The 25085-nt window shown below is 63.0% G+C and carries 25 protein-coding genes and 1 pseudogene; all 26 read left to right on the top strand.

The window, feature by feature from the left end:
• The first annotated feature begins 3 nt into the window (after positions 1-3).
• The 26 genes and pseudogenes from ACPW74_RS13560 to ACPW74_RS13435 all read left to right on the top strand — a co-directional run bounded on the left by ACPW74_RS13560 (position 4) and on the right by ACPW74_RS13435 (position 25083).
• Positions 4-1094 (top strand): annotated as a pseudogene (locus ACPW74_RS13560) (HD domain-containing phosphohydrolase).
• A gap of 391 nt (positions 1095-1485) precedes the next feature.
• The gene (locus ACPW74_RS13555; RefSeq protein WP_041212620.1) at positions 1486-1854 is read left to right on the top strand and encodes an ArsR/SmtB family transcription factor; all 369 of its coding nucleotides are present in this window, start codon (positions 1486-1488) and stop codon (positions 1852-1854) included.
• Between the two features lie 84 nt (positions 1855-1938).
• The gene (gene arsB, locus ACPW74_RS13550; protein WP_010673911.1) at positions 1939-3003 is read left to right on the top strand and encodes an ACR3 family arsenite efflux transporter; all 1065 of its coding nucleotides are present in this window, start codon (positions 1939-1941) and stop codon (positions 3001-3003) included.
• A 51-nt stretch (positions 3004-3054) separates the two neighbouring features.
• Positions 3055-3480, top strand: coding sequence for a glutaredoxin-dependent arsenate reductase (arsC, locus tag ACPW74_RS13545; RefSeq protein ID WP_102948474.1), 426 nt, complete (start codon positions 3055-3057; stop codon positions 3478-3480).
• Between the two features lie 103 nt (positions 3481-3583).
• Positions 3584-4360: a beta cell expansion factor BefA gene (befA, locus tag ACPW74_RS13540; protein WP_052815838.1), complete on the top strand. Its 777-nt coding sequence runs from the start codon at positions 3584-3586 to the stop codon at positions 4358-4360.
• A gap of 379 nt (positions 4361-4739) precedes the next feature.
• Positions 4740-5057 (top strand): flagellar hook-basal body complex protein FliE, encoded by a 318-nt coding sequence (gene fliE / locus ACPW74_RS13535; RefSeq protein ID WP_029314161.1) that lies wholly within the window; start codon positions 4740-4742, stop codon positions 5055-5057.
• A gap of 55 nt (positions 5058-5112) precedes the next feature.
• Entirely contained in the window at positions 5113-6813 is a 1701-nt protein-coding gene (gene fliF, locus ACPW74_RS13530; protein ID WP_041212623.1) for a flagellar basal-body MS-ring/collar protein FliF, read from the top strand.
• Positions 6806-7867: a flagellar motor switch protein FliG gene (gene fliG / locus ACPW74_RS13525; RefSeq protein WP_010673917.1), complete on the top strand. Its 1062-nt coding sequence runs from the start codon at positions 6806-6808 to the stop codon at positions 7865-7867. Before fliF ends, fliG begins: the two co-directional genes overlap by 8 nt.
• A gap of 70 nt (positions 7868-7937) precedes the next feature.
• Positions 7938-8741 carry a flagellar assembly protein FliH gene (gene fliH, locus ACPW74_RS13520; protein WP_042878970.1) on the top strand — a complete coding sequence of 268 codons (804 nt, stop codon included), beginning with the start codon at positions 7938-7940 and terminating at the stop codon, positions 8739-8741.
• Positions 8742-8815: 74 nt separating this feature from the next.
• Positions 8816-10147 carry a flagellar protein export ATPase FliI gene (gene fliI / locus ACPW74_RS13515; RefSeq protein WP_290435406.1) on the top strand — a complete coding sequence of 444 codons (1332 nt, stop codon included), beginning with the start codon at positions 8816-8818 and terminating at the stop codon, positions 10145-10147.
• Between the two features lie 16 nt (positions 10148-10163).
• Entirely contained in the window at positions 10164-10604 is a 441-nt protein-coding gene (fliJ, locus tag ACPW74_RS13510) for a flagellar export protein FliJ (protein ID WP_039039911.1), read from the top strand.
• Between the two features lie 87 nt (positions 10605-10691).
• Positions 10692-12611: a flagellar hook-length control protein FliK gene (locus ACPW74_RS13505; protein ID WP_319892691.1), complete on the top strand. Its 1920-nt coding sequence runs from the start codon at positions 10692-10694 to the stop codon at positions 12609-12611.
• Positions 12612-12668: 57 nt separating this feature from the next.
• The gene (fliL, locus tag ACPW74_RS13500) at positions 12669-13175 is read left to right on the top strand and encodes a flagellar basal body-associated protein FliL (RefSeq protein WP_010673922.1); all 507 of its coding nucleotides are present in this window, start codon (positions 12669-12671) and stop codon (positions 13173-13175) included.
• Between the two features lie 10 nt (positions 13176-13185).
• Positions 13186-14259, top strand: coding sequence for a flagellar motor switch protein FliM (gene fliM, locus ACPW74_RS13495; protein ID WP_010673923.1), 1074 nt, complete (start codon positions 13186-13188; stop codon positions 14257-14259).
• 42 nt (positions 14260-14301) lie between these two features.
• Entirely contained in the window at positions 14302-14697 is a 396-nt protein-coding gene (gene fliN, locus ACPW74_RS13490) for a flagellar motor switch protein FliN (RefSeq protein WP_010673924.1), read from the top strand.
• Positions 14694-15077 (top strand): flagellar biosynthetic protein FliO, encoded by a 384-nt coding sequence (gene fliO, locus ACPW74_RS13485; RefSeq protein ID WP_010673925.1) that lies wholly within the window; start codon positions 14694-14696, stop codon positions 15075-15077. The genes fliN and fliO overlap by 4 nt, the downstream gene beginning before the upstream one ends.
• Positions 15064-15822 (top strand): flagellar type III secretion system pore protein FliP, encoded by a 759-nt coding sequence (gene fliP, locus ACPW74_RS13480; RefSeq protein WP_048207230.1) that lies wholly within the window; start codon positions 15064-15066, stop codon positions 15820-15822. Before fliO ends, fliP begins: the two co-directional genes overlap by 14 nt.
• 123 nt (positions 15823-15945) lie before the next feature.
• The gene (fliQ, locus tag ACPW74_RS13475) at positions 15946-16215 is read left to right on the top strand and encodes a flagellar biosynthesis protein FliQ (RefSeq protein ID WP_010673927.1); all 270 of its coding nucleotides are present in this window, start codon (positions 15946-15948) and stop codon (positions 16213-16215) included.
• 85 nt (positions 16216-16300) lie between these two features.
• Positions 16301-17098, top strand: a complete 798-nt coding sequence (fliR, locus tag ACPW74_RS13470) for a flagellar biosynthetic protein FliR (RefSeq protein ID WP_010673928.1) — start codon at positions 16301-16303, stop codon at positions 17096-17098.
• Between the two features lie 74 nt (positions 17099-17172).
• Complete coding sequence (flhB, locus tag ACPW74_RS13465) at positions 17173-18303, top strand: flagellar biosynthesis protein FlhB (RefSeq protein ID WP_010673929.1); 1131 nt, start codon at positions 17173-17175, stop codon at positions 18301-18303.
• Positions 18304-18631: 328 nt separating this feature from the next.
• Complete coding sequence (gene flhA, locus ACPW74_RS13460) at positions 18632-20734, top strand: flagellar biosynthesis protein FlhA (RefSeq protein WP_010673930.1); 2103 nt, start codon at positions 18632-18634, stop codon at positions 20732-20734.
• Positions 20735-20750: 16 nt separating this feature from the next.
• A complete protein-coding gene (gene flhF, locus ACPW74_RS13455; RefSeq protein WP_041212630.1) occupies positions 20751-22247 on the top strand; it encodes a flagellar biosynthesis protein FlhF in 1497 nt (498 codons plus the stop codon).
• Between the two features lies 1 nt (position 22248).
• Positions 22249-23124 carry a MinD/ParA family protein gene (locus tag ACPW74_RS13450; RefSeq protein ID WP_041215585.1) on the top strand — a complete coding sequence of 292 codons (876 nt, stop codon included), beginning with the start codon at positions 22249-22251 and terminating at the stop codon, positions 23122-23124.
• On the top strand, positions 23117-23836 hold the full coding sequence (locus tag ACPW74_RS13445; RefSeq protein ID WP_041212632.1) for an RNA polymerase sigma factor FliA: 720 nt from the start codon (positions 23117-23119) through the stop codon (positions 23834-23836). Before ACPW74_RS13450 ends, ACPW74_RS13445 begins: the two co-directional genes overlap by 8 nt.
• A 122-nt stretch (positions 23837-23958) precedes the next feature.
• The gene (gene cheY, locus ACPW74_RS13440) at positions 23959-24330 is read left to right on the top strand and encodes a chemotaxis response regulator CheY (protein WP_425278782.1); all 372 of its coding nucleotides are present in this window, start codon (positions 23959-23961) and stop codon (positions 24328-24330) included.
• 12 nt (positions 24331-24342) lie between these two features.
• Entirely contained in the window at positions 24343-25083 is a 741-nt protein-coding gene (locus ACPW74_RS13435) for a protein phosphatase CheZ (protein ID WP_010673935.1), read from the top strand.
• Positions 25084-25085: the final 2 nt, after the last annotated feature.

Below are 25085 nucleotides of genomic sequence, written 5' to 3'. Positions count from 1 at the left end.
GGGATGGAGAGTTCATTTGGTGAGAAAGTGCAGAACGTGCACGCCACCCTCAGGCAGCGGTTTGACAAGTTGAGCCGGGTGGCGATCGCCATCTACGACCCGCAGACGGACCAGCTCAAGACCTTTGCCCACAGCACGGACGGGGCTCGCCGCTGTTGCAGTACGAGGTCAGGCTGAGCGAGGTGCCTTCCCTGCGCTACCTGGCCGAGCACCAGCAGCCCAGGGTGCTCGATACCCTGGATTCCCTGCTGGGCTCCCCCTCCGAGCACAGCCGCAAAGTGCTGGCGGCCGGTTACGCGTCGAGCTATACCGAGCCGCTGCTGCTCAACAGTCGCTTGTTCGGCTTTCTGTTTTGCGATGCCAAAGAGCCCGGTTACTTCGATGGCGCCATTTGCGGTGAGCTGGCGGCCTATGCCCAGATCCTGGCGGCCATCATCGCGGTGGAGTTCTTCTCCATCCAGACCCTGAACGGGGCTCTGACCACGGTGCGGGAGTTCAGCCGCTACCGGGACGAGGAGACCGCCAATCACCTGCACCGGATGTCGGCCTATTCGCGGCTCATCGCCCGGGAGGTGGCGGCCCATTACCCCTTGAGTGACGAGGAGGTGGAGTTCATTCACCTCTTCTCCGAGCTGCATGATATCGGCAAGATTGCGGTGCCCGACGCCATCCTGCTCAAGCCGGGCAAGCTCACGGCCGAGGAGTACGGGGTGATGAAGACCCACCCCTTCAAGGGGCGGGAGATGATCGCCCTGATGATCCGCGAGTTCGGCCTGGACGGCATCCATCACACCGACATGCTGAAGAACATCATCGCCTACCACCACGAGCGTTTCGACGGTCAGGGCTACCCGGAAGGACTGGCGGGGGAGGCGATCCCCCTGGAAGCCCGCATCGTCGCGGTGGCGGATGTGTTTGACGCCCTCACCAGCGAGCGTCCCTACAAGCAGGCCTGGCCCCTCGAAACGGCCTTTGAATACCTCAAGACCCATGCCGGCAGCCAGTTCGACCCTGTCTGCGTCGCGGCGGCGCTGCAAAGCCGGGAGGCGTTTTGTGCCATCCACCGGCAATATCGGGATCCCGTGATCACCTGATTGCGCCCCCCTCTCTCCTCCCCGGTTTCTCCCGGATTCCCCAGGCCCCGTCATCTGATGGCGGGGCCCTGGGGCCCTCTCGTTTCATCGCCTTTTGGTGCATCCGGCGCCGGGGGTTGTTCTGCGGCATTGCGGCTTTGCGGCGGGGCAGGGCGCCGCGGTGAGCGGGGCGGCCAACGGGAGGATTGTCCGGGGTAAGGTCATAAGAGTGCCTTATAAAAAGAGGCCAGATATTAGCCGTATGACTGACATGAGGCCGCTGGCGGGCACGACATGGCCGGGGCGGCGCCTCTGGCGGCCCGTCCCGTCGCGATGTCGGCTCGGTGGTGGCACTTTGATCATTTCAATAATTCTTGTATAGTTGAAATGAAGCATCCAAGGGGGGAGACCCATGAACAAAGAGACGGCCACCAAGGTCTTTGAATCGCTGGCTTCCGGCATCCGGCTCGAGGTGTGGCGGCTGCTGGTCAAGGCCGGGCTGAAGGGGCGGGTCGCGGGGGAGCTGGCCGGCGAGCTCGACATCGCCCCCAATACCCTCTCGTTTCACCTCAAGGGGATGCTCAACGCCGGTCTCTTGTCGGTGGAGCAGGAGGGGCGCTTTCTGCGCTACCGCGCCAACATCCCCCTGATGCTGGGAGTGATCGCCTACCTCACCGAGGAATGCTGCGCCGGTCATCCCGAGGCGTGCGGCCTGCTGCCCGCCGGGCCCGGCAGCGCTTCCCGCGCCGAGGGGCCGTCGCCCTGCTGCGGCGAGTCGTAACGGGCCAGGGCTGTCGATGCCCATGTGCCGTGTCATTCATCTATTCAACCTGGGGTGCGAGCGTGGATCGCACCGGGAGTCATCATGTCTGCAAGCTGTGAGGCCAAGGCAGCCCCTGCCATCGGCTTTTTTGAACGTTATCTGACCGCCTGGGTCGCCCTCTGCATCCTGGTGGGCATTGGTCTGGGGCAGGGGTTGCCGAGTCTCTTCAAGGCCATCGGCGCCATGGAGGTGGCCAGGGTCAACCTGCCGGTGGGGCTGCTTATCTGGGTGATGATCATCCCCATGCTGCTCAAGATAGATTTTGGCGCCCTGCATCAGGTGAGGGGGCACCTCAAGGGGATTGGGGTCACCCTCTTCATCAACTGGCTGGTCAAGCCCTTCTCCATGGCCTTCCTCGGCTGGCTCTTCATCCGCGTGCTGTTTGCCGACTGGCTGCCGGCGGATCAGCTGGACAGCTACGTGGCGGGCCTCATCCTGCTGGCAGCGGCCCCCTGCACCGCCATGGTGTTTGTCTGGAGTCGCCTCACCAACGGCGATCCCTACTTCACCCTGTCGCAGGTGGCGGTGAACGACCTCATCATGGTGTTTGCTTTTGCTCCGCTGGTGGCGCTGCTGCTCGGGGTCTCCAGCATAGTCGTGCCCTGGGATACCCTGCTCACCTCGGTGGTGCTCTACATCGTCATCCCCGTCATCCTCGCCCAGCTGCTGCGCAAGGCCTTGCTGAGAAAGGGGCAGGCCCATTTTGACGGCGTCATGACCCGCATCCAGCCCTGGTCGGTGGCGGCCCTGCTGCTCACCCTGGTGCTGCTGTTCGCCTTCCAAGGCAACGCCATCATCGAGCAGCCGCTGGTCATCGCCCTCCTGGCGGTGCCCATCCTGATCCAGGTGCTGTTCAACTCCGGGCTCGCCTACTGGCTCAACCGCAAGGTGGGGGAGAAGCACTCGGTGGCCTGCCCTTCCGCCCTGATCGGGGCCTCCAACTTCTTCGAGCTGGCGGTGGCCGCCGCCATCAGCCTGTTCGGCTTTCATTCGGGCGCGGCGCTCGCCACCGTGGTCGGGGTGCTCATCGAGGTGCCGGTCATGCTGCTGGTGGTGCGCGTGGTCAACGCCAGCAAACCCTGGTACGAGGCGGGACTAAGGCGCTAACGGATGGCCACTAACCCATTTCTATTCACTTGAGTCATGAGAGACAGGCAAATGAGTGCAATCACCCTCTATCACAATCCAGAGTGCGGCACCTCCCGCAACACCCTCGCGCTGATTCGCAACAGCGGTGTGGAGCCCACCATCATTCACTATCTGGAGACACCACCCTCCCGCGACGAGCTGGTGGCCCTGATCGCCGCCATGGGCATGCCGGTGCGCGATCTGCTGCGAAAGAACGTGCCCCCCTACGAGGCACTGGGGCTGGCAGAAGATCGCTTCAGCGATGACGAACTGATCGACGCCATGCTGACCCACCCCATCCTCATCAACCGGCCCATCGTGGTCACCCCCCTCGGCACCCGGCTGTGCCGCCCGTCGGAGGTGGTGCTCGATATCCTGCCTGACCCGCAGCAAGGGGCGTTTGCCAAGGAGGATGGCGAGCAGGTGGTGGACGGTCAGGGTAAACGGCTTCGTTGAGCCCCTGCGCGTCAGCGTCTGACCCGCGCCGGGGGGATGCCCTTAACGGGCAGGCGCCAGATCTGCTACTGTGACCTTCGACTCATCACAGAGGGTGGAAACAATGAAGATTCGATTCCTGGTGATAGCCACGGCACTGGCGCTGGCCTCAACCCCCGGTCTGGCCGACTGGGCAAAGCTGAAGGAGGCCGCCTCCGACCTCGGTACCGCGGTGAGCGATACCAGCAAGGAGGCGTGGAAGGGGATCACCGATTTTTCCAAGGAGACCTGGGAGTCGGTGTCCAGCTGGGGGGCCGAGGCCTACAACAAGGCGGGGGCCTGGACGGCAGAGAGCGCGGCCACCGGCAAGGAGTGGCTGACCGCCGCCGACAAGAAGCTCGACACCATGCTCGAGCCCAAGACCCCGGAGGAGGCGAGAACCGCCCTCGATACCATGGCCGATACCGCCCTGGTGCGGCTGTTCAACGAGCAGCCCTCGGCCAAGTTGCTGTTTGACAAGGCTTATGGCTATGCGGTGTTCGACTCGCGCAAGTTCTCCCTGATGATCCACACCAATCAGGGGGCCGGAGTGGCCGTCAATCGCACCAGTGGCAAGCACACCTACATGAAGATGTTCGGTGCCGGTCTCGCGGCCGGGATCGGCGGCAAGTTCTACCAGCAGGTGATCCTGTTCGAAGACAAGGCGAGGTTCGATGCCTTCGTCAGCAAGGGGTGGGAAGCCACCTCCGAGGTGGGCGCCGTGGCGGGCAAGGAGAGCGCCGAGCTCACCGCCAAGTACAATGGCGGCATGGCCATCTACCAGATTGGCGAGAAGGGGCTGTTGCTTGACGCCAACATCTCGGGCTCCAAGTATTGGCTGGATGATGACCTGAACAAGTGATCCCTGCCGATCTGACTCGTTTTTTCTTGGAGGAGACCGAGGCGCACTCTGTTTACTTGTCGGGACTTGCAGTAAAAAGAGGGCCTTGGGCCCTCTTTTTCATGGGCGCCGCACAGAGTCCGGCGACCAGGAGAGCAAGATGACCCATGAGGCCGAGCAGGATCGGATGGCTGCCCACCGCCGGGAGTGGGACAAGCAGAGCATCTATCTGCGGCGGCGGCTGGGCGATCCCCCCGGATCTGCGACCTGATCCCCGGATGGCCGGTGCCCGCCGGCCTGATCGCGCCCCGCTTTTATCCCTGATCTCGAGATCTCGCTCTGGTTGGCACCTTTATTGCTTCAAGCCAGTCAGTGTCAATGATTTGTCTGGGAAGGGAAGATGGAAATTAGCGCAAGCAGCCTGATGCAAGAGATGCAGGCCCTCAAGGTGGAAGCCGGTGCCACGCCGTTGACCCAGCCCGGTCGTCCGGTCAGCTCGGATTTCGGCCAGATGCTGCAACAGGCCCTGGACAACGTCAACGAGTTGCAGGGCACCGCCAACGATCTGCGTACCCGCTTCGATCTCGGCGACAAGTCGGTGGATCTCTCCCAGGTGATGATCGCCGGCCAGAAATCCTCCATCGCTTTCGAGGCGACGGTGCAGGTGCGCAACAAGATGGTCGATGCCTACAAGACCATCATGAACATGCCGGTGTAACTCGGGCCCATGGCGACCGATCATCATGAAGATGTCAGCAACAAGGACATAAACCGTGGCAACTGATCAAAACGGCGATCTGCTGATCAACAACGAGGGGGCGGCCGCCCTCGACGAGCACGAGCAGAAGAGCTCGGCGCTGGGCTTCCTGTCCAACACCGATGTGTTGCGCCAGATCACCCTGATCCTGGGGCTGACCATCTGTCTGGCCATCGCTGTCTTCATCCTCTTGTGGGGCAAGGAGCCGGAGATGCGTCCCCTCGGCACCTTCACCACCCAGGAGCTGGTCTCCACTCTGGATTACCTGGATCAGCAGAAGATCCCCTATCAGGTGGATGGCAAGAGCGTGCTGGTCAGTGCCGAAAACTATGCGGATATCCGGTTGCGCCTGACCCGCGCCGGTCTGGCCAACAACAGCGACGCCAGCAACGACGGCGAAGCCATCCTGCTCAAGGACTCCAGCTTCGGCGTCAGCCAGCGCATGGAGAGCGAGCGCCTGAAACTGAGCCGCGAGCGCCAGCTGGCGAGCGCCATCGAGCAGTTCCAGAACGTCGCCAAGGCCCAGGTGCTGCTGGCCATCCCGAAAGACAACGTGTTCGCCCGCAACGAACGCAAGCCCAGCGCCACCGTGGTCCTGAGCCTCAAGGGCAACGCCCTGGGCCAGGGTGAGGTGGACTCCATCGTCGACATGGTCGCCTCCGCCGTTCACGGTCTGGAGCCGACCCGCGTCACCGTGACCGACCAGAACGGTCGCCTGCTCAACTCCGGCTCCCAGGATCCCCTCTCTGCCCAGACCCGCAAGGAGTTTGCGATGCAGCAGAAGCAGGAGCTCGAATACAAACAAAAAATTGACGCCATCCTGATCCCGGTGCTGGGGGCCGACAACTATACGGCGGAGGTGGATCTCTCCCTCGACTTCTCCCAGCAGGAACAGACCCGCAAGACCTACAACCCGGACCTGCCGGCGGTGCGCTCCGAAATGACCATGGAAGAGAACAGCGCCAGCGGCAGCAACGGCGGGGTGCCCGGCGCCCTCTCCAACCAGCCGCCCGCCGCGTCCAACATTCCCGAGCAGGCCGCCGGCGGGGAAGGAACCGCCTCTTCCGGCCGTTCCCGCAAGGAAGCGACCCGCAACTTCGAACTGGATACCACCGTCAGCCACATCCGGCGCCAGCAGGGCGGCATTCGCCGCATGACGGTGTCGGTGGCGGTGGATTACAAGGCCATCCCCGGCGCCGACGGTGCCGTGACCCGGGAAGCCCGCAGCCAGGCCGAACTCGATACCCTGCGCCGTCTGCTGAGCGGCGGTCTGGGCTTTGACGTGACCCGGGGGGATACCCTGGAGGTGGTCGCCATTCCGTTCAACCGCCCGGAACTCGAGACCGTGGCCGACATTCCCCTCTACGAGCAGCCCTGGTTCTGGCGCGCGGTGCGCATCGCCGCCTCCGTGCTGGTCATCATAGTGCTCATCGTCACCGTGGTGCGACCCATGCTCAAACGCCTGCTCTACCCGGACGCCAAGCCGGAAGGGGAGCTGGATTTCGACAACCACACCGTGCTGGGTGGCGACGACGAACTGAGCCTGCTGGCCGCCCAGGCCGAGGCCGAACCGGTATTCGGTCTGCGGGATGGTCAGCTCAAGCTGCCTGACCTGCACCGTGACGAGGATCTGCTCAAGGCCGTGCGCGCCCTGGTAGCGAACGAACCTGACCTGGCCGCCCAGGTCATCAAAGAATGGGTAACCAAAGATGCCTGAAGAGAATAAAAGCCAGGTCACCGGCAACGACATCACCGAAAGCCAGCGCCTGATCCTGGATCAGATGGGGGGCATGGAGATGGCGGCGGTACTGATGCTGAGCCTCAACGAGGAGGACGCGGCCCAGATCTTCCGCCACCTCGAGCCCAAGCAGGTGCAGCGGCTCGGCATGTCCATGGCCTCCATGTCGGATTTCAGCCACGATCGGGTGGCGGCGGTGCATCGTCAATTTATCGACGACATCCAGAAGTACACCAACATCGGCATCGGCAGTGAAGACTTCGTGCGCAAGGCCCTGGTGGCGGCGCTCGGGGAGGACAAGGCCAGCAACCTGGTGGATCAGATCATCCTGGGGTCAGGTGCCCGCGGCCTCGACTCCCTCAAGTGGATGGATGCCCGCCAGGTGGCCAGCATCATCCAGAACGAGCACCCGCAGATCCAGACCATCGTCCTCTCCTATCTGGAGCCGGAGCAGTCCGCCGAGATCCTGAGCCAGTTCCCGGAGCAGGTGCGCCTGGATCTGGTGATGCGCATTGCCAACCTCGAAGAGGTGCAACCGGCGGCGCTGCAGGAGCTCAACGACATCATGGAGAAACAGTTCGCCGGTGCAGCCGGTGCCCAGGCGGCCAAGATGGGCGGCCTGAAGGCGGCGGCCAACATCATGAACTACCTGGACACCAACATCGAAGGGCAGCTGATGGACTCCATCCGCGAGTCGGACGAGGAGATGAGCCAGCAGATCCAGGATCTGATGTTCGTGTTCGAAAACCTCATCGACGTGGACGATCGGGGCATCCAGACCCTGTTGCGGGAAGTGCCCGGGGATCTGCTGCAACGGGCCCTCAAGGGGTCGGACGACCAGATGCGGGAAAAAGTATTCAAGAACATGTCCAAGCGGGCCGCCGAGATGCTGGCGGACGACCTCGAGGCCATGGGGCCGATCCGGGTCTCCGAGGTGGAGGCCGCCCAGAAGGAGATCCTCTCCACGGCGCGCCGCCTGGCGGATGCGGGCGAGATCATGCTGGGGGCGGGTGGTGGCGAAGAGTTCCTCTAAGCCATGGGCCATGGAATGTGCGATGATGTCGGCCCCTGTACCCGGCCCTCGATAGGAGTCTCTTCGGCACATGAATGACAAGAACAGCAAACTGCGCGGCTATCTGAGGCCCGAGTCCGACACGGCGCAGATTGAGACCTGGGGCTGGCCAGAGATGGAGACCGAAGCCGAGGTCGAGACCAATGCCCTGGGGCTGGCTCCTGACTGGTATCGTCAGGAGCAGGCCGATGCGGCCCTGCCGGAAGAACAACCCGAAGAACCCGCCCCCAGCATCACCGCCGAAGAGGTGGAGGCGATTCGTCAGGCCGCCTGGGAAGAGGGGATGCGCGATGGGCGCGAGGCCGGTTTTGCCAAGGGACTGGAAGAGGGCAAGCTCGAAGGCTTGCAGCAGGGCCACCAGGCCGGGCTGGAGCAGGGCAGGGAAGAGGGACTCGCTATGGGGCGGGAGCAGGTGGAGCTGGAGATAGCCCGCTGGCAAGCCCTGGTCTCACGCCTGGCCACTCCCCTTGGCGAGATGGACGAGGCGGTGGAGCAGCAGCTCATCGCCCTGGTGCAACAGCTCGCCCGCGCCCTCATCCGCCATGAGGCGCAAACCTCCCCCACGCTGCTGCTGGAGGCCCTCAAGCAGGGGTTGGCCCTGCTCCCTGCCGCCGAGCAGGGGGTCACCCTGATGCTGCACCCGGAGGACGTGACCCGGGTAGAGGCCGCTTTTGGCGCCGAGGAGTGCGCCAGGCGCCACTGGCGGCTGCAAAGCGAGCCCACCTTCTCCCCCGGCGATCTGCAACTGGCCACCGAGCTTTCCAGCATCGATCTTACCCTCTCCGGGCGCATCGATCAGCTGCTGCGCAATTTCCTGCGTGACAACGCGAGCTGAGCCATGGCCCGGTTCGAACCCGTCGTGCAGCGCCCTGCTGACGGCATCATCAGGCACCCATCGTCGGAGGCGACATGACGGCATCCCTTCTTGATCGGCTTAAAGGCTACCGGGTTCGCGAGCAGGCCCCCATACCGCCGGTGGCGGGCAAGCTCACCCGGGTGGTGGGGTTGACCCTGGAAGCCATTGGCTGCCGCGCCGCCATCGGCTCCCTGTGCCGCATCGATACCCAGGATGGGGCCCTGGAGGCCGAGGTGGTGGGGTTTGCCGGGGATCGCCTGTTCTTGATGCCGAGCGAGCAGCTCAAGGGGGTTATTCCCGGCGCCCGGGTGGTGCCCGTCACCGAAGATCACGGCATTCCGGTGGGCATGAGTCTGCTTGGCCGGGTCATCGACGGTATCGGCCAGCCCCTGGACGGGCTCGGCCCCATCCTCTCGTCCCAGACGGTGCAGTTCGCCCAGCACCGCATCAATCCCCTGGCCCGTCGCCCCATCCATCAACCCATGGACGTGGGGGTACGGGCCATCAATGCCGTGCTCACCGTGGGCCGGGGTCAGCGAATGGGGCTGTTCGCCGGCTCCGGTGTCGGCAAATCCGTGCTGCTTGGCATGATGACCCGGGGCTCGGTGGCGGATGTCGTCGTGGTGGGCCTCATCGGCGAGCGGGGCCGGGAGGTGAAGGAGTTCATCGAGGAGATCCTCGGCGCCGAGGGGCGCGAGCGCGCCGTGGTGGTGGCCGCCCCTGCCGATGCCTCGCCGCTGATGCGCCTCAAGGGGTGCGAGACGGCGCTCGCCATCGCCGAGTATTTCCGCGAGCAGGGGCTCAACGTGCTGCTGCTGATGGACTCCCTCACCCGCTACGCCCAGGCACAGCGGGAAATTGCACTGGCGGTGGGGGAGCCGCCGGCCACCAAGGGCTATCCCCCCTCGGTGTTTGCCAAATTGCCGGCGCTGGTGGAGCGGGCCGGCAACGGCAGCGACGGCCAGGGCTCCATCACCGCCTTTTTCACCGTGCTGACGGAGGGGGACGATCTGCAGGATCCCATCGCCGACGCGGCCCGGGCCATCCTCGACGGCCACATCGTGCTGGCGCGGGAGCTGGCGGATGCGGGCCACTATCCGGCCATCGACATCGAAAAATCCATCAGCCGGGTCATGCCCATGGTGACCTCACCGGAGCACATGGAGCTGGCGCGCACCTTCAAGCAGTTCTACTCCCTCTACCAGCAGAACCGGGACCTCATCACTATCGGCGCCTACAGCCAGGGATCGGATCCGCGCATCGACCGGGCCATCATCCAGAAACCCTATCTGGATCAGTTCTTGCAGCAGAAAATGCGCGAGGTCATTCACTACGATGAAGGCCTGCAATCCCTGCAACTGGTGGCCATGCCCCTGATGCGTTGACCGGTGGAGAGCCCTTATGAGTAAAGGATTGACGTTGCTGGCGAGTCGGCTGGAGGAGGCCGAACAGCAGGCCGCCATGGCGCTGGCCAAGGCCCAGCAGGATCTCAAGCTGTTCATGGATCAGCAAAACGCCCTCAACCAGTATCGCCAGATCTACCACCAGCAGTGGACGGAGCGCGGTCTGCAGGGGATCAGCCCCCAGCAGAACAGCCAGTATCACGCCTTCATCAACAAGCTCGAAAACGCGGCGACCCAGCAGTACCAAGGGGTGTTGCAGGTGCGCGAGGCACTGGCCGAGTGCCGCACCCAGTGGCTCGAAGCCCAGCAGCGGCGCAAGGCGGTCGAGCTGCTGCTGGAGAAGAAGGCGGACAAGGTGCGCCAGAAGGCCCAGCGCCAGGAGCAGAAGATGCTGGATGACTACGCCATCCTGCGTCGTTATCACCAATCTGGCCTGTAATTTGCTTTCTTCCGGTCATGCGAGGCCGATGGGCCAAGCCATGACCGCACGTGCGGCCGTCACCGAATCGTCGTCAGGGATCCCAGCATGATACAGACCCCCTTGATTAGCACTCTCCCCCAGGCGCCTTCTGCCGATGGCAGCGCCACCCTGCTGGCTCCCACCGTCGGGGGCGAAGGGGGCGTGCAGCCGTCAGGCGAGGGCAAGGCCGCCTTCTCGCAAGCCATGGCCATGGCCCAGCTGATGGGCAAGGCGCCAGCCAGTCAGGGCAATCCACCACTACAGGGCCCCGCCGAGGGCGCCCGGGAGGGGCTTGCTCCGGCTGCCAAATCTTTGGCGTCTGACGAGCCCGCCACCGAGTCTGCGTCTTCCTTGAAGGGGGCGGACGACGAGGGCGAGCTGCCTCCCGACGACTTCCTGCAACAGTTGCAAGCCTCCCTGCGCCAGGATGTGAGCCTGGTGGTGCCCCCGACATCGCCCGCCATGGCCGGTGAGGCGGCGGCGCCTGTGGACGGCAACCCCTTGCCGCCTGGCGCCGCTGCGCCTGGGATGGCAGAGGGGGTGGGAATGGCAGAGGACGTGGGGTTGGCAGAGGGCGTGGAGGCGGCAGAGGGGAGCGCCTCCCTGCCGCAGATGGCGCCAGAGCGTCAGCATGAAGGGAACAAAACGAAAGCCATCCCCGGTGCGGCCCAAGGCGCCAGCGCCGTGCCGAGCGGTCAGGGGGCTCTGCCGCTGGGGGCGGAAGAGCCCCCCTTGGCCGATGACGCTGCCGTGGCCGACCAGGGCGGAGCGACCCGCCAGCCCATGGCAGGGAAGGGAGCGGAGCCGGATGCCAAGGGGGCCGAGCCCCCTCTCTCGGGTCAGGAGCGTGCCGCCCTGCTCGCCAAGGTGGTGGCAGGAGAAAACGCCCAGGCTCCCACTGTCACCCGGGCTGACTCATCGCAAGAGGCACGGGTGACCAATCCCCTGGCGTCGGCCGGACAGGGGGCAACCGCTTCCCGTGCCACCAGCGCCTATGGCGATGGCGTGATCCGGACGGTGGCGCAGGGGCCGGCCCCTGCGGCCACACTGGAGTCCGTCCCGCCCGCGACGGCGGCAGGGGCAGAGAAGGACGCCCCTGTCGCCGGTGAGGCCAGACAGGCCGAGGCCGCGAGCGGGCAGGGAGCCCGTGCAGGGGCCGAGCCTGTAGCGAATGCAGGGAGCAGCCAGCCCGTGACGACGGAGGACCCGGCCCCAGTCCAGGCGGCGCCGCAGATCCTGGCCCGTCACGAATCCCAGGGGGCACAGGCCCCCCTGACGGCCCTCTCGGCAGGCCTGGACCAGATGGAGAGCGCCCCCGTGGTGGCCGCCGGCGTTGCCGTGTCGGTGAAGCCCGCGGTGGACAAGTCCCGGCTCGAAGAGCTGGGCAAACAGTCGGGGATGGAGGTCAAGGGCAGTGAACCCGCCGAGGGGAGCCAGCCTTTGCATCAGGCACAGAGCCAGGTTGGCGAGAACCGACCGCTGGCCGAGTCGACCGTCAGACGGGAACCTCAGAGCCTGCCCCACCTCAAGCTGGCGACCCCTGAGGCCCCCGAGCAGCTGCACCACAAGGTGAACCTGATGCTGGCGGACAAGCTGCAACAGGCGGAGATCCAGCTAGACCCCCTGGGGCTTGGCAAGATGAAGATCCAAATCCAGATGGATGCCTCCAGCCAGGCCAGCGTGCACTTCGTGGTGCAGCATGGCCAGACCCGTGAGATGCTGGAGCAGGCCATGCCGCGCCTGCGCGACATGCTGGCAGGGCAGGGGATCCAGCTCGGCCAGACCGTGGTGCAACAACAGGCGCAGCAGCAAGCCTTCCAGCAGCAGGGGCAGTCATCCTCCCAGGGTCAGTCCGGTTTCGGTGACCAGGGGCGACAGGGGGGAAATGGCGGCGGCAGCGATGGCAGAGAGGCCGAGGGGAGCGCTCGCAACCTCACGCTGCTGGTGGAATCGGCAAACGATGCCGGAATCGATTTCTATGCTTGATGCATTCTTAAGTAAGTTTATGATACCGAACAAGTTTGAGACTAGGGTGGACAAGGGATGGCAGACGATAACGAACTGACGCTGAAGGATCCGGCGGCAGGCAAGAAAAAGAAGCTGATCATGATAGTCGCCCTGGCCGTCGTGCTCCTTGGCGGGGGCGGCGCCGGCGCCTGGTTCATGCTCGCCGGTGGGGATGAGCCCGCTGCCGAAAAGAGCGAGGCCAAGCCTGAGGCGAACACGCCCCAGCCCTCGCTCTATGTGGGCATGCCCCGTCCCTTCGTGTTCAACGTGGCGGGAGGCCAGCGGGATCGGCTGGTGCAGATCAAGATCCAGCTGATGGTGCGCGGCACCGCCGACGAAACCCTGGCCAAACAGAACATTCCCCTGATCGAAGGCACCTTGCTGCGGGTCTTCAGCTCGGCGACCGCCGAACAGCTGATGACCTTCGAGGGCAAGGAGAAGCTGCGTCAGGATTCGCTGGAAGAGTGCCGCCGGGTGCTGAACGACCTGGTCTCTTCTCCCGTAATCGAACAAGTGCTGTTTACCGGCTTTGTCATGCAATGAAAGGTGAAGCGTGAGCGATCTGTTAAGTCAAGACGAGATTGATGCCCTGCTGCACGGCGTCGACGATGTCGAGGAGGAGGAGCTGGGAGCAGCCGGGGATCCCGGGATCGCCCAGTTCGACTTCTCCTCCCAGGACCGCATCGTCCGCGGCCGCATGCCGACCCTGGAGCTGGTGAACGAACGGTTTGCCCGCCACATGCGCATCAGCCTGTTCAACATGATGCGGCGCACCGCCGAGGTCTCCATCAACGGCGTGCAGATGCTCAAGTTCGGCGAATATGTCCACACCCTGTTCGTGCCCACCAGCCTGAACATGGTGCGTTTCCGCCCCCTCAAGGGGACGGCGCTCATCACCATGGAGGCGCGGCTCGTCTTCATCCTGGTGGAGAACTTCTTTGGCGGTGATGGCCGCTACCACGCCAAGATCGAGGGGCGCGAGTTCACCCCCACCGAGCGGCGCATCATCCAGATGCTGCTCAAGCTGGTGTTCGAGGACTACAAGGATGCCTGGGCGCCGGTGATGGACGTGGGCTTTGAATACCTCGACTCCGAAGTGAACCCGGCCATGGCGAACATCGTCAGCCCCACCGAGGTGATCGTGGTGAGCTCCTTCCACATCGAGCTGGACGGCGGCGGCGGTGACTTCCACGTGGCCATGCCCTACTCCATGCTGGAACCCATCCGCGAACTGCTGGATGCGGGGGTGCAGAGCGACAAGGGGGATACCGACGTGCGCTGGAGCAAGGCCCTGCGCGACGAGATCATGGACGTCAAGGTGGAGCTCAAGGCCAAGCTGCTGGAGACCGAGCTCTCCTTGCGTGAGCTGATGGAGCTCAGACCCGGGGACATCATCCCGGTGGAGATGCCGGAGAACCTGCTGGTCTTTGTGGAGGATCTGCCCACCTTCCACGCCAAGATGGGGCGCACCAAGGAGAACGTGGCGCTCAAGATCACCGACAAAATCAAGCGCCCTGACGGGGTCAAGACAGAGATGCATCTGGTGACCCGCGGGGGCGTGCGCATTGATGGCGAAGCCGAGCTGGAAGAGCTCGAGCGAAGCATCTCTGATAAACACCCTGATTGATCCTCCCCTCGGGGGAGGTGTTGCAACACTGAGGAATTGAAGATGAGCGGAACCGATGACGAGCAGGATTTGATGGCTGACGCCTGGGCGGCCGCACTGGAGGAGCAGGTTACGGCCGAAGCCAAGCCTGCCCCCCTGGAGGAGTTGAAGGACGAAGCCCCCATCAGCGCCGAAGAGCGGCGCAAGCTGGACACCATTCTGGACATCCCGGTGACCATCGCCATGGAAGTGGGCCGCAGCCAGATCAGCATTCGCAACCTGCTGCAACTGAACCAGGGCTCGGTGGTGGAGCTGGATCGGGTGGCGGGTGAACCCCTGGACGTGCTGGTCAACGGCACCCTGATCGCCCACGGCGAGGTGGTGGTGGTGAACGACAAGTTCGGTATCCGCCTTACCGACGTCATCAGCCAGATTGAAAGGATCAAGAAGCTCAAATGATCCGTGTGCTCCCGTTGTGGCTGTTTTCCCTGCCTGCCCTGGCCAACCCGGGGGTAGGGGCCAATCCCCCCAGCCTCACCTCCTGGCTGCTCTCCAGCCTGATGGTGATCGGCCTCATCCTGGTGCTCGGCTTTCTGCTCAAGAAGAGCAAGCTCTCCCAGGTGATGGGAGGGGGCCAGATGAAGGTCATCGCCACCCTGCCCCTTGGCTACAAGGAGAAGCTGATGGTGGTCAAGGTGGGCGGCCAGCAGCTGCTGGTCGGGGTGACGCCGCAGCAGGTCAACTTCCTCTATCGCCTGGAGGAGCCGCTGGACGAGAGCCAGCCCCAGGCGTTCTCCGAGCAATTGGGCAAACTGATGGGCAAGCATGAAAAACGTTAACTGGACAGGGTGGCTGGCACTGCTCTCCCTGGTGCTCTCGCCCCTGGCGATGGCCCAGGACGGCATGTCGGCACTCACCGTCAAGACCATGGCGGATGGCAGTCAGGAGTACAGCCTGACCCTGCAGGTGCTGGCGTTGATGACCGCGCTCTCCTTCCTGCCGGCCATGGTGATCATGATGACCTCCTTCACCCGGATCATCGTGGTGCTCGGCATCCTGCGCCAGGCCATCGGTCTGCAGCAGAGCCCCTCCAACCAGGTGCTGATCGGCATCGCCCTCTTCATGTCGTTTTTCATCATGTCGCCGGTGCTGGATCGCATCAACAACGAGGCGCTGCAGCCCTATCTGGCCGAGACCATCGGGGCCAAGGAGGCCCTGGAGAAGGCGGAGCTGCCCATTCACCAGTTCATGCTGGCCCAGACCCGGGTCAAGGATCTCAATACTTTCATGGAGATAGCGAACGTGCAGGTGGCCGAGCCTGCGGACGTGCCGCTACGGGTGCTGATCCCGGCCTTTGTCACCAGCGAGCTCAAGACCGCTTTCCAGATAGGCTTCATGTTGTTTCTGCCTTTCCTGGTCATCGATCTGGTGGTCGCCAGTATCCTGATGGCCATGGGGATGATGATGCTCTCCCCCATGCTGGTCTCCCTGCCGTTCAAGCTGATGCTGTTCGTCATGGTGGATGGCTGGAACCTCATTCTGGGCTCCCTGGCCACCAGCTTCGGGCTGGGCTCAGGTGGTTAGGGGAGGGCAGACCCTCCCCCTGGCTCTCCCCTTCACTCGGGGAGGGCGCGAGGCCTCTCTTTCTCTCGAAGGAGGAGGCCGGGAGGATGCGGCCCTGGGCAAACCCATCACAAGGAGCGAGCAATGAGTCCTGAAACCTTCGTCGACGTCTTTCGCGAGGCGCTTTGGCTGGTGACCATCATGGTGTGCGCCGTGATCCTGCCGAGCCTGATGGTGGGGTTGGTGGTCGCCATCTTCCAGGCCGCCACCTCCATCAACGAACAGACCTTGAGCTTCCTGCCCCGTCTGGTGGTCACCCTGCTGGCCCTGGGAGCGGGGGCCCACTGGGGATTGCAGAGTCTGATGGACTTCTTCCAGCTGATGGTGAGCCAGATCCCCGAGGTGGTGGGCTGATGCCAGCCAAGGGCCACCCTTTCGCTCTGGCAGACCGGTGCCTGCGTCCTCCCGTTGGCCTGCCCCTGCCGGGAGTGCCGCTGTCATGACCTACACCACGGCGCTCATCATGGAGTGGCTCTCCTCCATCCTCTGGCCCCTGGCCCGGGTGAGCAGCCTCCTGATGGTGATGGCGGTCTTTGGCAGTCGGCTCGCCCCCGCCCATATCCGTATCGGCCTGGCGCTGGCGATCACCCTCATCATCGCCCCCCTGCTGCCCCCCATGCCGAAGATCGAGCTCTTCTCCCTCGGCAGCTTCCTGGTGCTGGGGCAGCAACTGCTCATCGGCATCGCGCTCGGCCTCATGACCCAGTTCCTGCTGGAGACCTTCGTGATGGCGGGTCAGGTCATCGCCATGCAGACCAGCCTGGGCTTTGCCACCCTGGTGGACCCCATGAACGGCCAGTCGGCTCCCGTCGTGGGCCAGTTCTACCTGATGCTGGCGACCCTGGTGTTTCTCGCGGTGGACGGCCACCTGCTGATGCTGCGCATGGTGGTGCTGAGTTTCGAAACCCTGCCGGTATCTGACAGCGGGCTCACCCTGCCTGCCATCCGCAGCCTGGTGAGCTTTCTCGGGGTCATGTATCAGGCTTCTCTGGTGATGGCGCTTTCGGCCATCATCGCCCTGCTGCTGATCAACTTCGCGTTCGGGGTGATGACCCGTGCGGCCCCCCAGCTCAACATCTTCAGCATCGGCTTTGCGGTCAGCATGATGTCGGGCCTGTTCATCCTCTGGCTCACCATAGGTGGCTTCATGGGACACTTCGACGCGCTCTGGGAGCGGGTGCAGGAGACCAGCTGCGAGCTCATCAACGTTCAGTGCTTCGGGGGCCAGCATGACTGAGGCCCTCCCGGTTGCGGCCCTTTTGCCGCCAGTCTGGCGGGCCGCCAGTCGGCTGATGCCGGCAGGAGGCCAGCATGGCTGATACCGATCAGGAACGCACAGAACAACCCACGGGCAAACGACTGCAACAAGCCCGGGAAAAAGGGCAGATTGCACGTTCCAAGGAGCTGGGTACCGCCAGCGTCCTGCTGGCGACCGTGTTCGGCCTCCTGATGATCAAGGAGAGTCTGGCAGGGGCCATGATCAAGGTACTCACCATGGGCTTTACCCTGGACCGGGATCAGGCGTTCGACCCCAATGCCATGGGGGCCATGGTGCCTGCCCTGCTGGGGGAGCTGATCCAGCCTCTGGGGCTGCTGTTCATGCTGGTGATCATCGCCGCCTTCGTCGGCAACACCCTGCTCGGCGGGATGAACTTCTCCTCCGAGGCCATGCTGCCCAAGTGGAGCAAGCTGAGCCCCCTGAGCGGCATCAAAAGGATGTTTGGGGTGCAATCCCTGGTGGAACTTGTCAAATCCATCGCAAAAGTGGTGTTTATTAGTCTGTTCGCCTGGTGGATGCTGTCAAGCCAGTTCAACCATCTGCTGAATCTCTCTCTCGAGGGCTTTCCCGGCGGCATCGTCGATGCCCTGGACCTGCTGCTCTGGATGCTGATCATCCTCTGCTGCGCCCTGATCCCCATTGTCGCCATCGACGTGCCGTTCCAGAGCTGGAACCACAATCGCCAGCTCAAGATGACCAAGCAGGAGATCAAGGACGAGTTCAAGGACAGCGAAGGCAAGCCCGAGGTCAAGGGGCGGATACGCCAGTTGCAGATGCAGATGGCCATGCGCCGCATGATGGGGGATGTCCCCAAGGCCGATGTGATCATCACCAACCCGACCCACTACTCGGTGGCGCTCAAATACGATGCGGGCAAGCCGGGGGCGGCGCCCAAGGTACTGGCCAAGGGGGTCGACGAGGTGGCGATGAAGATCCGGGAGATCGGGCGCGAATACGACATCCCCGTCATGTCCTCCCCGCCGCTCACCCGGGCCCTTTACCACGCCACCGAGATTGGCCAGGAGATCCCGGAGGGGCTCTTCGCCGCCGTCGCCCAGGTGCTGGCCTATGTCTATCAGCTCAAGAAGTTCCGCCGTGGCCGCGGCCGGCGTCCGACCCCCATCGCCACGGATCTGCCCATTCCACCCGAGTTTCGCAAATAACGCAGTGGAGGCAGCCTGATCCCGGGTGCTCTCCCTTGCGCCCCCGCGTTTCGCAAATAAAGCGGTGGGATGTCCCCACCATCCGATCTCTCCCTTGTGTCGAAAACAAGGCCGCAATCTCCCTGTCGAGGCGCGGCGCCTCGCCCCATGGCCTGGGCTGGCCTTTGGCCGGCTTGGTGAAGGCAGCTTCCCCCTGTCACCATTCCCCGTGACGCCAACGACGGACTTCTGACAGCGTTAAAATAAAAGCCATATAGATCAATGCATTGAATCCTTGGCTTGATATTTGCTTTAATCCGTCATTGGCAGTTTATCATTGAGAAGCACGATGGGATTCAAAGCGGGACTGGGCCGTTTCAAAGAGTACAAGTGGCTGCTCAGCAGAGGGGTAGGGACGCCGCTGCTGGTATTGGCCTCTCTGGGGATGGTGGTACTCCCCATTCCGCCCCTGATGCTGGATATCCTCTTCTCATTCAACATCGCCCTCTCCATCGTGGTGCTGCTGGTGGCGGTCTATACCCGCCGCCCCCTGGAATTTGCCGCCTTCCCCACCGTCTTGCTGATCGCCACCCTGCTGCGGCTCGCCCTCAACGTCGCCTCCACCCGGGTGGTGTTGCTGGAAGGCCACAACGGCAGCGCGGCGGCAGGCCATGTGATCGAGGCGTTCGGCAACGTGGTGATCGGCGGCAACTATGCCGTGGGCATCATCGTCTTCATGATCCTGGTGATCATCAACTTCGTGGTGGTCACCAAGGGGGCGGGCCGGATCTCAGAGGTGAGCGCCCGCTTCACCCTTGACGCCATGCCCGGCAAGCAGATGGCCATCGATGCGGATCTGAACGCCGGTCTCATCAACCAGGAAGAGGCCAAGAAGCGCCGTCAGGACGTGACTCAGGAAGCGGACTTCTACGGCTCCATGGACGGTGCCTCCAAATTCGTGAAGGGGGATGCCATCGCGGGCATCATGATCCTCTTCATCAACATCATCGGCGGCTTCATCATCGGCATGATGCAGCACCAGCTCACCTTCGGCGAAGCGGCCCAGGTCTATACCCTGCTCGCCATCGGTGACGGTCTGGTCGCCCAGATCCCCTCGCTCCTGCTCTCCATTGCCGCGGCCATCATCGTCACCCGTCAGAATACCGACCAAGACATGGGAACAGCGGTACTCGGCCAACTGTTCGAAAATCCCAAGGCGCTGGTGATCTCCGCAGGCATCCTGCTGATGATGGGCAGCGTGCCCGGCATGCCGCACCTGGCTTTCCTGAGCCTGGGGGCGGTGGCGGCGGCGGGCGCCTGGTGGCTGCTGCGCCGCGAGAAGCAGAACAAGGCGAAGGCGGCGAGCGGCGAACTCATGCCGGCCCAGGGGGATGCCCCGGTGGAGCAGAAGGATCTCAGCTGGGACGACGTCATGCCGGTGGACATCATCGGCCTGGAGGTGGGTTATCAGCTGATCCCGCTGGTGGACAAGAATCAGGGGGGCGAGCTGCTCAACCGGATCAAGGGGGTGCGCAAGAAGCTCTCCCAGGAGCTGGGCTTTCTGGTGCCTGCCGTCCACATTCGCGACAACCTGGATCTTGCCCCCAACCAGTACCGCATCACCCTGATGGGCGTGAGTACGGGGGAAGCCACCGTCTATCACGACAAGGAGATGGCCATCAACCCGGGGCAGGTGTTCGGCCAGATCCACGGTATCGCCACCCAGGACCCGGCGTTCGGGCTGGAGGCGGTCTGGGTCGCCAAGGAGCAGGTCTCCCAGGCCCAGACCCTTGGCTACACCGTGGTCGATGCGGCCACCGTGGTGGCTACCCACCTGAGCCAGATCCTCTCCAACCATGCGGCGCTGCTGCTGGGTCATGACGAGGTGCAACAACTGCTCGACATGATAGGGAAGCATCAGAGCAAGCTGGTGGAAGGACTGGTTCCCGAGGTGATCAGCATGGGCAACCTGGTGAAGGTATTGCAGAATTTGCTCAATGAAGGCGTGCCAATTCGCGATATGCGCACTATCCTGCAGACCCTCGTGGAATATGCGCCCCGCAGCCCGGACCCGGAAGTGCTGACCGCAGCCTGCCGGATCGCCCTGCGTAGATTGATTGTGCAGGAGATTGCCGGCCCCGAGCCCGAGCTGCCGGTGATCACCTTGTCACCAGAACTGGAACGTATATTGCATCAATCCCTGCAAGCAGGTGGGGGAGATGGCGCCGGTATCGAACCGGGACTGGCGGAGCGGATGCAACGCTCCCTGGTGGAAGCCACTCAACGACAAGAACTGGAAGGCCAGCCGGCCGTGCTTCTGACATCGGGGATATTGCGCAATACCCTGGCGAAATTTGTCAAGAATGCCATTCCTGGATTACGCGTGCTGTCCTATCAGGAAGTGCCTGACGACAAGCAGATCCGCATCGTCAGTGCGGTGGGACAGGGCTAGTTAGCGGAGATGACGGGTGAAGATTAAGCGGTTTTTTGCCAAAGACATGCGCACGGCGCTGGCCGAGGTCAAGGAGACTCTCGGACCCGATGCCGTCATCATGTCCAACAAAAAGGTCACCGGTGGGGTGGAGATAGTCGCGGCCGTCGATTATCAATCCCAGGTACCGGGGCCCAAAGACGCGCCGGTTCGCCGTCAGTTGAATGAAGAGAGCGTCAATATCTCGTCTGCGGGCAAGCAGATGACGAGGTCGGCGCCACCCAAGGAACAGAACGAATACTACGCCGATACCCTGGCGGCCCTGCTGGCACGCCAGCAGAAGCTCAATCCGGCCAACCCGGCGGGTGGCAATGCCGCACCGGGATCATGGTCTGGCAACGGAGGCAACGGTCAGCCGGCCTCGGCCTCCTGGCCCGCCAATGGCGCTGCCGGCACCCAGTCCGCCGGACTGGCGGGCGCGGCCAGTGCTCCCAGAACCCTGGCCGAACAGGGCCAGTGGGGCGCCGCTCCCGAGCCCGCCAAGCCCAAGGCCCGTCCTGCCGCCGCCCCGCGCCAGGCCCAGTCCGCCCAGCGAGATCAGGAGATGGAGGGGATGCGCAAGGAGATGGCCAGCATCCGCAAGCTGCTGGAGCACCAGATCTCCGGCCTGATGTGGCAGGAGGTGGAACGCCGCGAACCCATGCGCGCCCTGCTCATCAAGGAGCTCAAGAAGATGGGGTTTGACGACGCCTTCGCCGATCAGCTGGCGGGCCTCATCCCCGAAGACATGCCGATCCATCAGGCCATGGCCCAGCTGGCCGAGGTGCTGACGGCCCAGCTCAAGATCAGCGAGGACGAGATCCTGCGTCAGGGAGGGGCGGTGGCCCTGCTCGGACCGACCGGGGTGGGCAAGACCACCACCATCGCCAAGCTGGCGGCCCGCTTTGCCATGAAGTATGGCGCCGAGCAGGTGGCGCTCATTACCACGGACAACTACCGGATCGGGGCCCACGAACAGCTGCAGACCTATGGTCGCATCATGGGTTGCCCGGTGCGTCAGGTGCGGGACGCCGAAGAGCTGGCCAGTGCCCTCTATCAGTTCCGCCATCGCCGGCTGGTGCTCATCGACACCGCCGGGGTGGGTCAGCGGGATATCCGCCTGACCGAACAGCTCGACACCCTGGTGAAGAATGCCAAGGTGCGTATACGCAGTTATCTGGTCATGTCGGCCACCTCCCAGCGACGGGTGATGCAGGAGGCGGTGGATCACTTCCGGCGCATTCCGCTCTCCGGCTGCATTCTGACCAAGCTAGACGAGAGCCTGAATCTGGGTGAAGTGATCAACGTGTGCATTCAAAACGCCCTGCCCATCAGTTACATCACCGACGGGCAACGGGTGCCGGAAGATATTCAAGTTGCCAACGCGGCGCTGCTGGTCGGTGCCGCCATGGGGTCGCTGGAACGGGAAGCAGAAGATCCCTATTTCTGGGGATCGGGTTTTGGCGAATCCGAAGATTCGGAGTTTTATGAGTAACATGTATATGGATCAGGCGAGTGGTCTGCGCAAAATGCGTCAAAACAATCGAGTGAAAGTGATCGCCGTGTCCGGAGGCAAGGGGGGCGTCGGCAAGACCAACGTGACCCTGAACGTGGCGGGAGCCATGGCCGCCCAGGGCAAGCGGGTGTTGGTGCTGGACGCCGACCTTGGCCTGGCCAACGTCGACGTCATGCTGGGGCTGAGGGTGCATCGCAACCTCTCCCATGTGCTGGCGGGGGAATGCACCCTGGATGACATCATCGTCGAGGGGCCCTACGGCATGATGATAGTGCCAGCCACCTCGGGTACCCAGTCCATGGTCGAGCTCTCCCCGGTACAACATGCCGAGCTCATCCGCGCCTTCAGCGAGATGAAGACCCAGGTGGACGTGTTGCTGGTGGACACGGCGGCGGGGATTTCCGACATGGTGCTGAGCTTCACCCGCGCCGCCCAGGACATCATGGTGGTGGTGTGCGATGAACCCACCTCCATCACGGATGCCTACGCGCTCATCAAGATCCTCTCCAAGGATCACGGTGTGTTCCGCTTCAAGGTGGTGGCCAACATGGTCCGCTCCCTGCGCGAGGGGCAGGAGCTGTTCGCCAAGCTGACCCGGGTCACCGACCGCTTCCTGGATACCTCCCTGGAGCTGGTGGCCTGCGTGCCTTACGACACCAACCTGCGGGCCGCGGTGCGCAAGCAGAAACTGATAGTTGAGGCGTTTCCAAAATCCCCTGCCGCCCTGGTATTTCGTGCCCTGGCGAACAAGGCGGCGAGCTGGCCCATCCCGAATCAGCCGGGCGGCCACCTCGAATTTTTCCTGGAAAACTTGTTGCAAAAGCCGGTCATAACACAGGAAGACTCCCGTGAATAAAGCCCAAGCATACTTGCGTCATCAGGATTCCTACGTGCTGGTCGAGCGACACGCTCCGCTGGTCAAGCGGATTGCCCAGCATTTATTGGCTCGCCTGCCAAGCAGTGTCTTGCTGGATGACCTGATCCAGGCAGGTATGATTGGGCTGCTCGAAGCTTCCCGCAACTTTGACGGCAGCAAGGGCGCCAGCTTTGAAACCTATGCCGGCATCCGCATCCGTGGTGCCATGCTCGACGAGATCCGCCGTGGGGACTGGGTGCCCCGCTCGGTGCACCGCAACAGCCGTGCCATCGCAGAAGCGATCGAGAACGTGGAGCAGGCCCATGGCCGGGATGCCAGAGACACCGAGGTGGCCGCCAATATGGGGGTGTCCCTCGGGGAGTACCATGCCATGCTGCAGGATGTCTCCTGCGGCAAGATCATCGGCATTGAGGATCTGGGCGTCAGTGAAGATGTCATCGGTCATCCCGATGACGGCAACGGTCAGGGAGGATTCGACGATCTGGCGGCCGAACGCTTCCAGGGGGCTCTGGCCGAGCACATCGCCCGCCTGCCGGAGCGGGAGGCGCTGGTGCTCTCCCTTTATTACGATGAAGAGCTGAATCTGCGCGAGATCGGTGAAGTATTGAGTGTGAGTGAGTCTCGGGTGAGCCAGATTCATAGTCAGGCCATGCACAGGCTGCGCGCCCGTTTGCGAGATTGGAATTTATAAGTGGTTGTACTGGCTACACTGGAGCACAACTCTAAGGCATAATCCGCACCATAAAACCTGCGATCTGCATCATGTAAGTGAGCCGTCTTGGCGGCTATTTAGGAGGAACTTTGGACAAGAACATGAAAATCCTCATCGTCGATGACTTTTCAACGATGCGCCGGATTATCAAGAACTTGCTGCGTGACCTGGGATACAACAATACCCATGAAGCAGACGATGGCAACACGGCGTTGCCGATGCTGAAAAATGGCGACTTCCAGTTCGTGGTCACCGACTGGAACATGCCCGGCATGCAGGGCATCGACCTGCTCAAGGCGATTCGCCTCGACGACAAGCTCAAGCACCTGCCGGTTCTGATGGTGACTGCCGAAGCCAAACGCGAGCAGATCATCGAAGCCGCCCAGGCCGGGGTCAATGGCTATATCGTCAAGCCGTTCACCGCTGCCACCCTCAAAGAGAAGCTCGACAAAATCTTTGAACGTATCGGCTAAGGAGCGGCAGGGATGAAGGCCAAAACGAGTGCCATGATCTCGCTTGACCAGGCAAGGATGCTGGTTGCCCACCTGGAGCGGGAAGAGTTTGAACAGGCCGATACCATCCTCGCCGATGTGTGCGCCCCCAATGCGGCGGCCCTGTTTGACAAGGTGGGGCAGCTGACCCGCCAATTGCACAACTCATTGCAGGATTTTCGCCTGGATCCCAGGATCCCCGACCTGGCCACCCATGAGATCCCGGATGCCCGGGAGCGTCTGAGCTATGTCATCGACATGACGGACAAGGCGGCCAATCGCACCATGGATGCGGTCGAGGCAAGCCTTCCCATCGCCGATCGACTCAACGACAACATTCAGCTGGTCATGCCCAACTGGAATGCTCTGATGAGCCGGGATCTCGAGCTGGGTCAATTCAAGGCGCTGTGCCATCAACTGAATGATTTTATTAAGGCTTCTGAGACGGATGCCGATAAGTTACGACAACTGCTGACGGAAATTCTGATGGCTCAGGATTTCCAGGACCTGACCGGTCAGATGATCCGCAAGGTGATCAAACTGGTGCAGGAAGTTGAAACGAAGTTGATAGAGATGCTGACCATGTTCGGTGAGGGCGTTAGCGACAATTCGGCACGTAGCCTGCCAGCGAGCGGCATCGAGGCGGAAGGCCCCATCATGAACCCGCAGACCCGCTCAGATGTGGTCAATGGTCAAGATGATGTGGACGATCTGCTGTCTAGCCTGGGATTCTAATG

The organism is Aeromonas sp. INTO2 (assembly GCF_049860605.1).
GTDB classification, from domain to species: Bacteria; Pseudomonadota; Gammaproteobacteria; order Enterobacterales; family Aeromonadaceae; genus Aeromonas; species Aeromonas caviae.
This window is presented reverse-complemented; position numbering and strand designations above follow the sequence as displayed.

Excerpts from the sequence above, each read along its gene's own strand:
- ACPW74_RS13555 (WP_041212620.1), top strand. The coding sequence starts at position 1,486 with ATGAACAAAGAGACGGCCACCAAGGTCTTTGAATCGCTGGCTTCCGGC.
- arsB (WP_010673911.1), top strand. The coding sequence starts at position 1,939 with ATGTCTGCAAGCTGTGAGGCCAAGGCAGCCCCTGCCATCGGCTTTTTT.
- arsC (WP_102948474.1), top strand. The coding sequence starts at position 3,055 with ATGAGTGCAATCACCCTCTATCACAATCCAGAGTGCGGCACCTCCCGC.
- befA (WP_052815838.1), top strand. The coding sequence starts at position 3,584 with ATGAAGATTCGATTCCTGGTGATAGCCACGGCACTGGCGCTGGCCTCA.
- fliE (WP_029314161.1), top strand. The coding sequence starts at position 4,740 with ATGGAAATTAGCGCAAGCAGCCTGATGCAAGAGATGCAGGCCCTCAAG.
- fliG (WP_010673917.1), top strand. The coding sequence starts at position 6,806 with ATGCCTGAAGAGAATAAAAGCCAGGTCACCGGCAACGACATCACCGAA.
- fliH (WP_042878970.1), top strand. The coding sequence starts at position 7,938 with ATGAATGACAAGAACAGCAAACTGCGCGGCTATCTGAGGCCCGAGTCC.
- fliI (WP_290435406.1), top strand. The coding sequence starts at position 8,816 with ATGACGGCATCCCTTCTTGATCGGCTTAAAGGCTACCGGGTTCGCGAG.
- fliJ (WP_039039911.1), top strand. The coding sequence starts at position 10,164 with ATGAGTAAAGGATTGACGTTGCTGGCGAGTCGGCTGGAGGAGGCCGAA.
- ACPW74_RS13505 (WP_319892691.1), top strand. The coding sequence starts at position 10,692 with ATGATACAGACCCCCTTGATTAGCACTCTCCCCCAGGCGCCTTCTGCC.
- fliL (WP_010673922.1), top strand. The coding sequence starts at position 12,669 with ATGGCAGACGATAACGAACTGACGCTGAAGGATCCGGCGGCAGGCAAG.
- fliN (WP_010673924.1), top strand. The coding sequence starts at position 14,302 with ATGAGCGGAACCGATGACGAGCAGGATTTGATGGCTGACGCCTGGGCG.
- fliO (WP_010673925.1), top strand. The coding sequence starts at position 14,694 with ATGATCCGTGTGCTCCCGTTGTGGCTGTTTTCCCTGCCTGCCCTGGCC.
- fliP (WP_048207230.1), top strand. The coding sequence starts at position 15,064 with ATGAAAAACGTTAACTGGACAGGGTGGCTGGCACTGCTCTCCCTGGTG.
- fliQ (WP_010673927.1), top strand. The coding sequence starts at position 15,946 with ATGAGTCCTGAAACCTTCGTCGACGTCTTTCGCGAGGCGCTTTGGCTG.
- fliR (WP_010673928.1), top strand. The coding sequence starts at position 16,301 with ATGACCTACACCACGGCGCTCATCATGGAGTGGCTCTCCTCCATCCTC.
- flhB (WP_010673929.1), top strand. The coding sequence starts at position 17,173 with ATGGCTGATACCGATCAGGAACGCACAGAACAACCCACGGGCAAACGA.
- flhA (WP_010673930.1), top strand. The coding sequence starts at position 18,632 with ATGGGATTCAAAGCGGGACTGGGCCGTTTCAAAGAGTACAAGTGGCTG.
- ACPW74_RS13450 (WP_041215585.1), top strand. The coding sequence starts at position 22,249 with ATGTATATGGATCAGGCGAGTGGTCTGCGCAAAATGCGTCAAAACAAT.
- cheY (WP_425278782.1), top strand. The coding sequence starts at position 23,959 with ATGAAAATCCTCATCGTCGATGACTTTTCAACGATGCGCCGGATTATC.
- ACPW74_RS13435 (WP_010673935.1), top strand. The coding sequence starts at position 24,343 with ATGAAGGCCAAAACGAGTGCCATGATCTCGCTTGACCAGGCAAGGATG.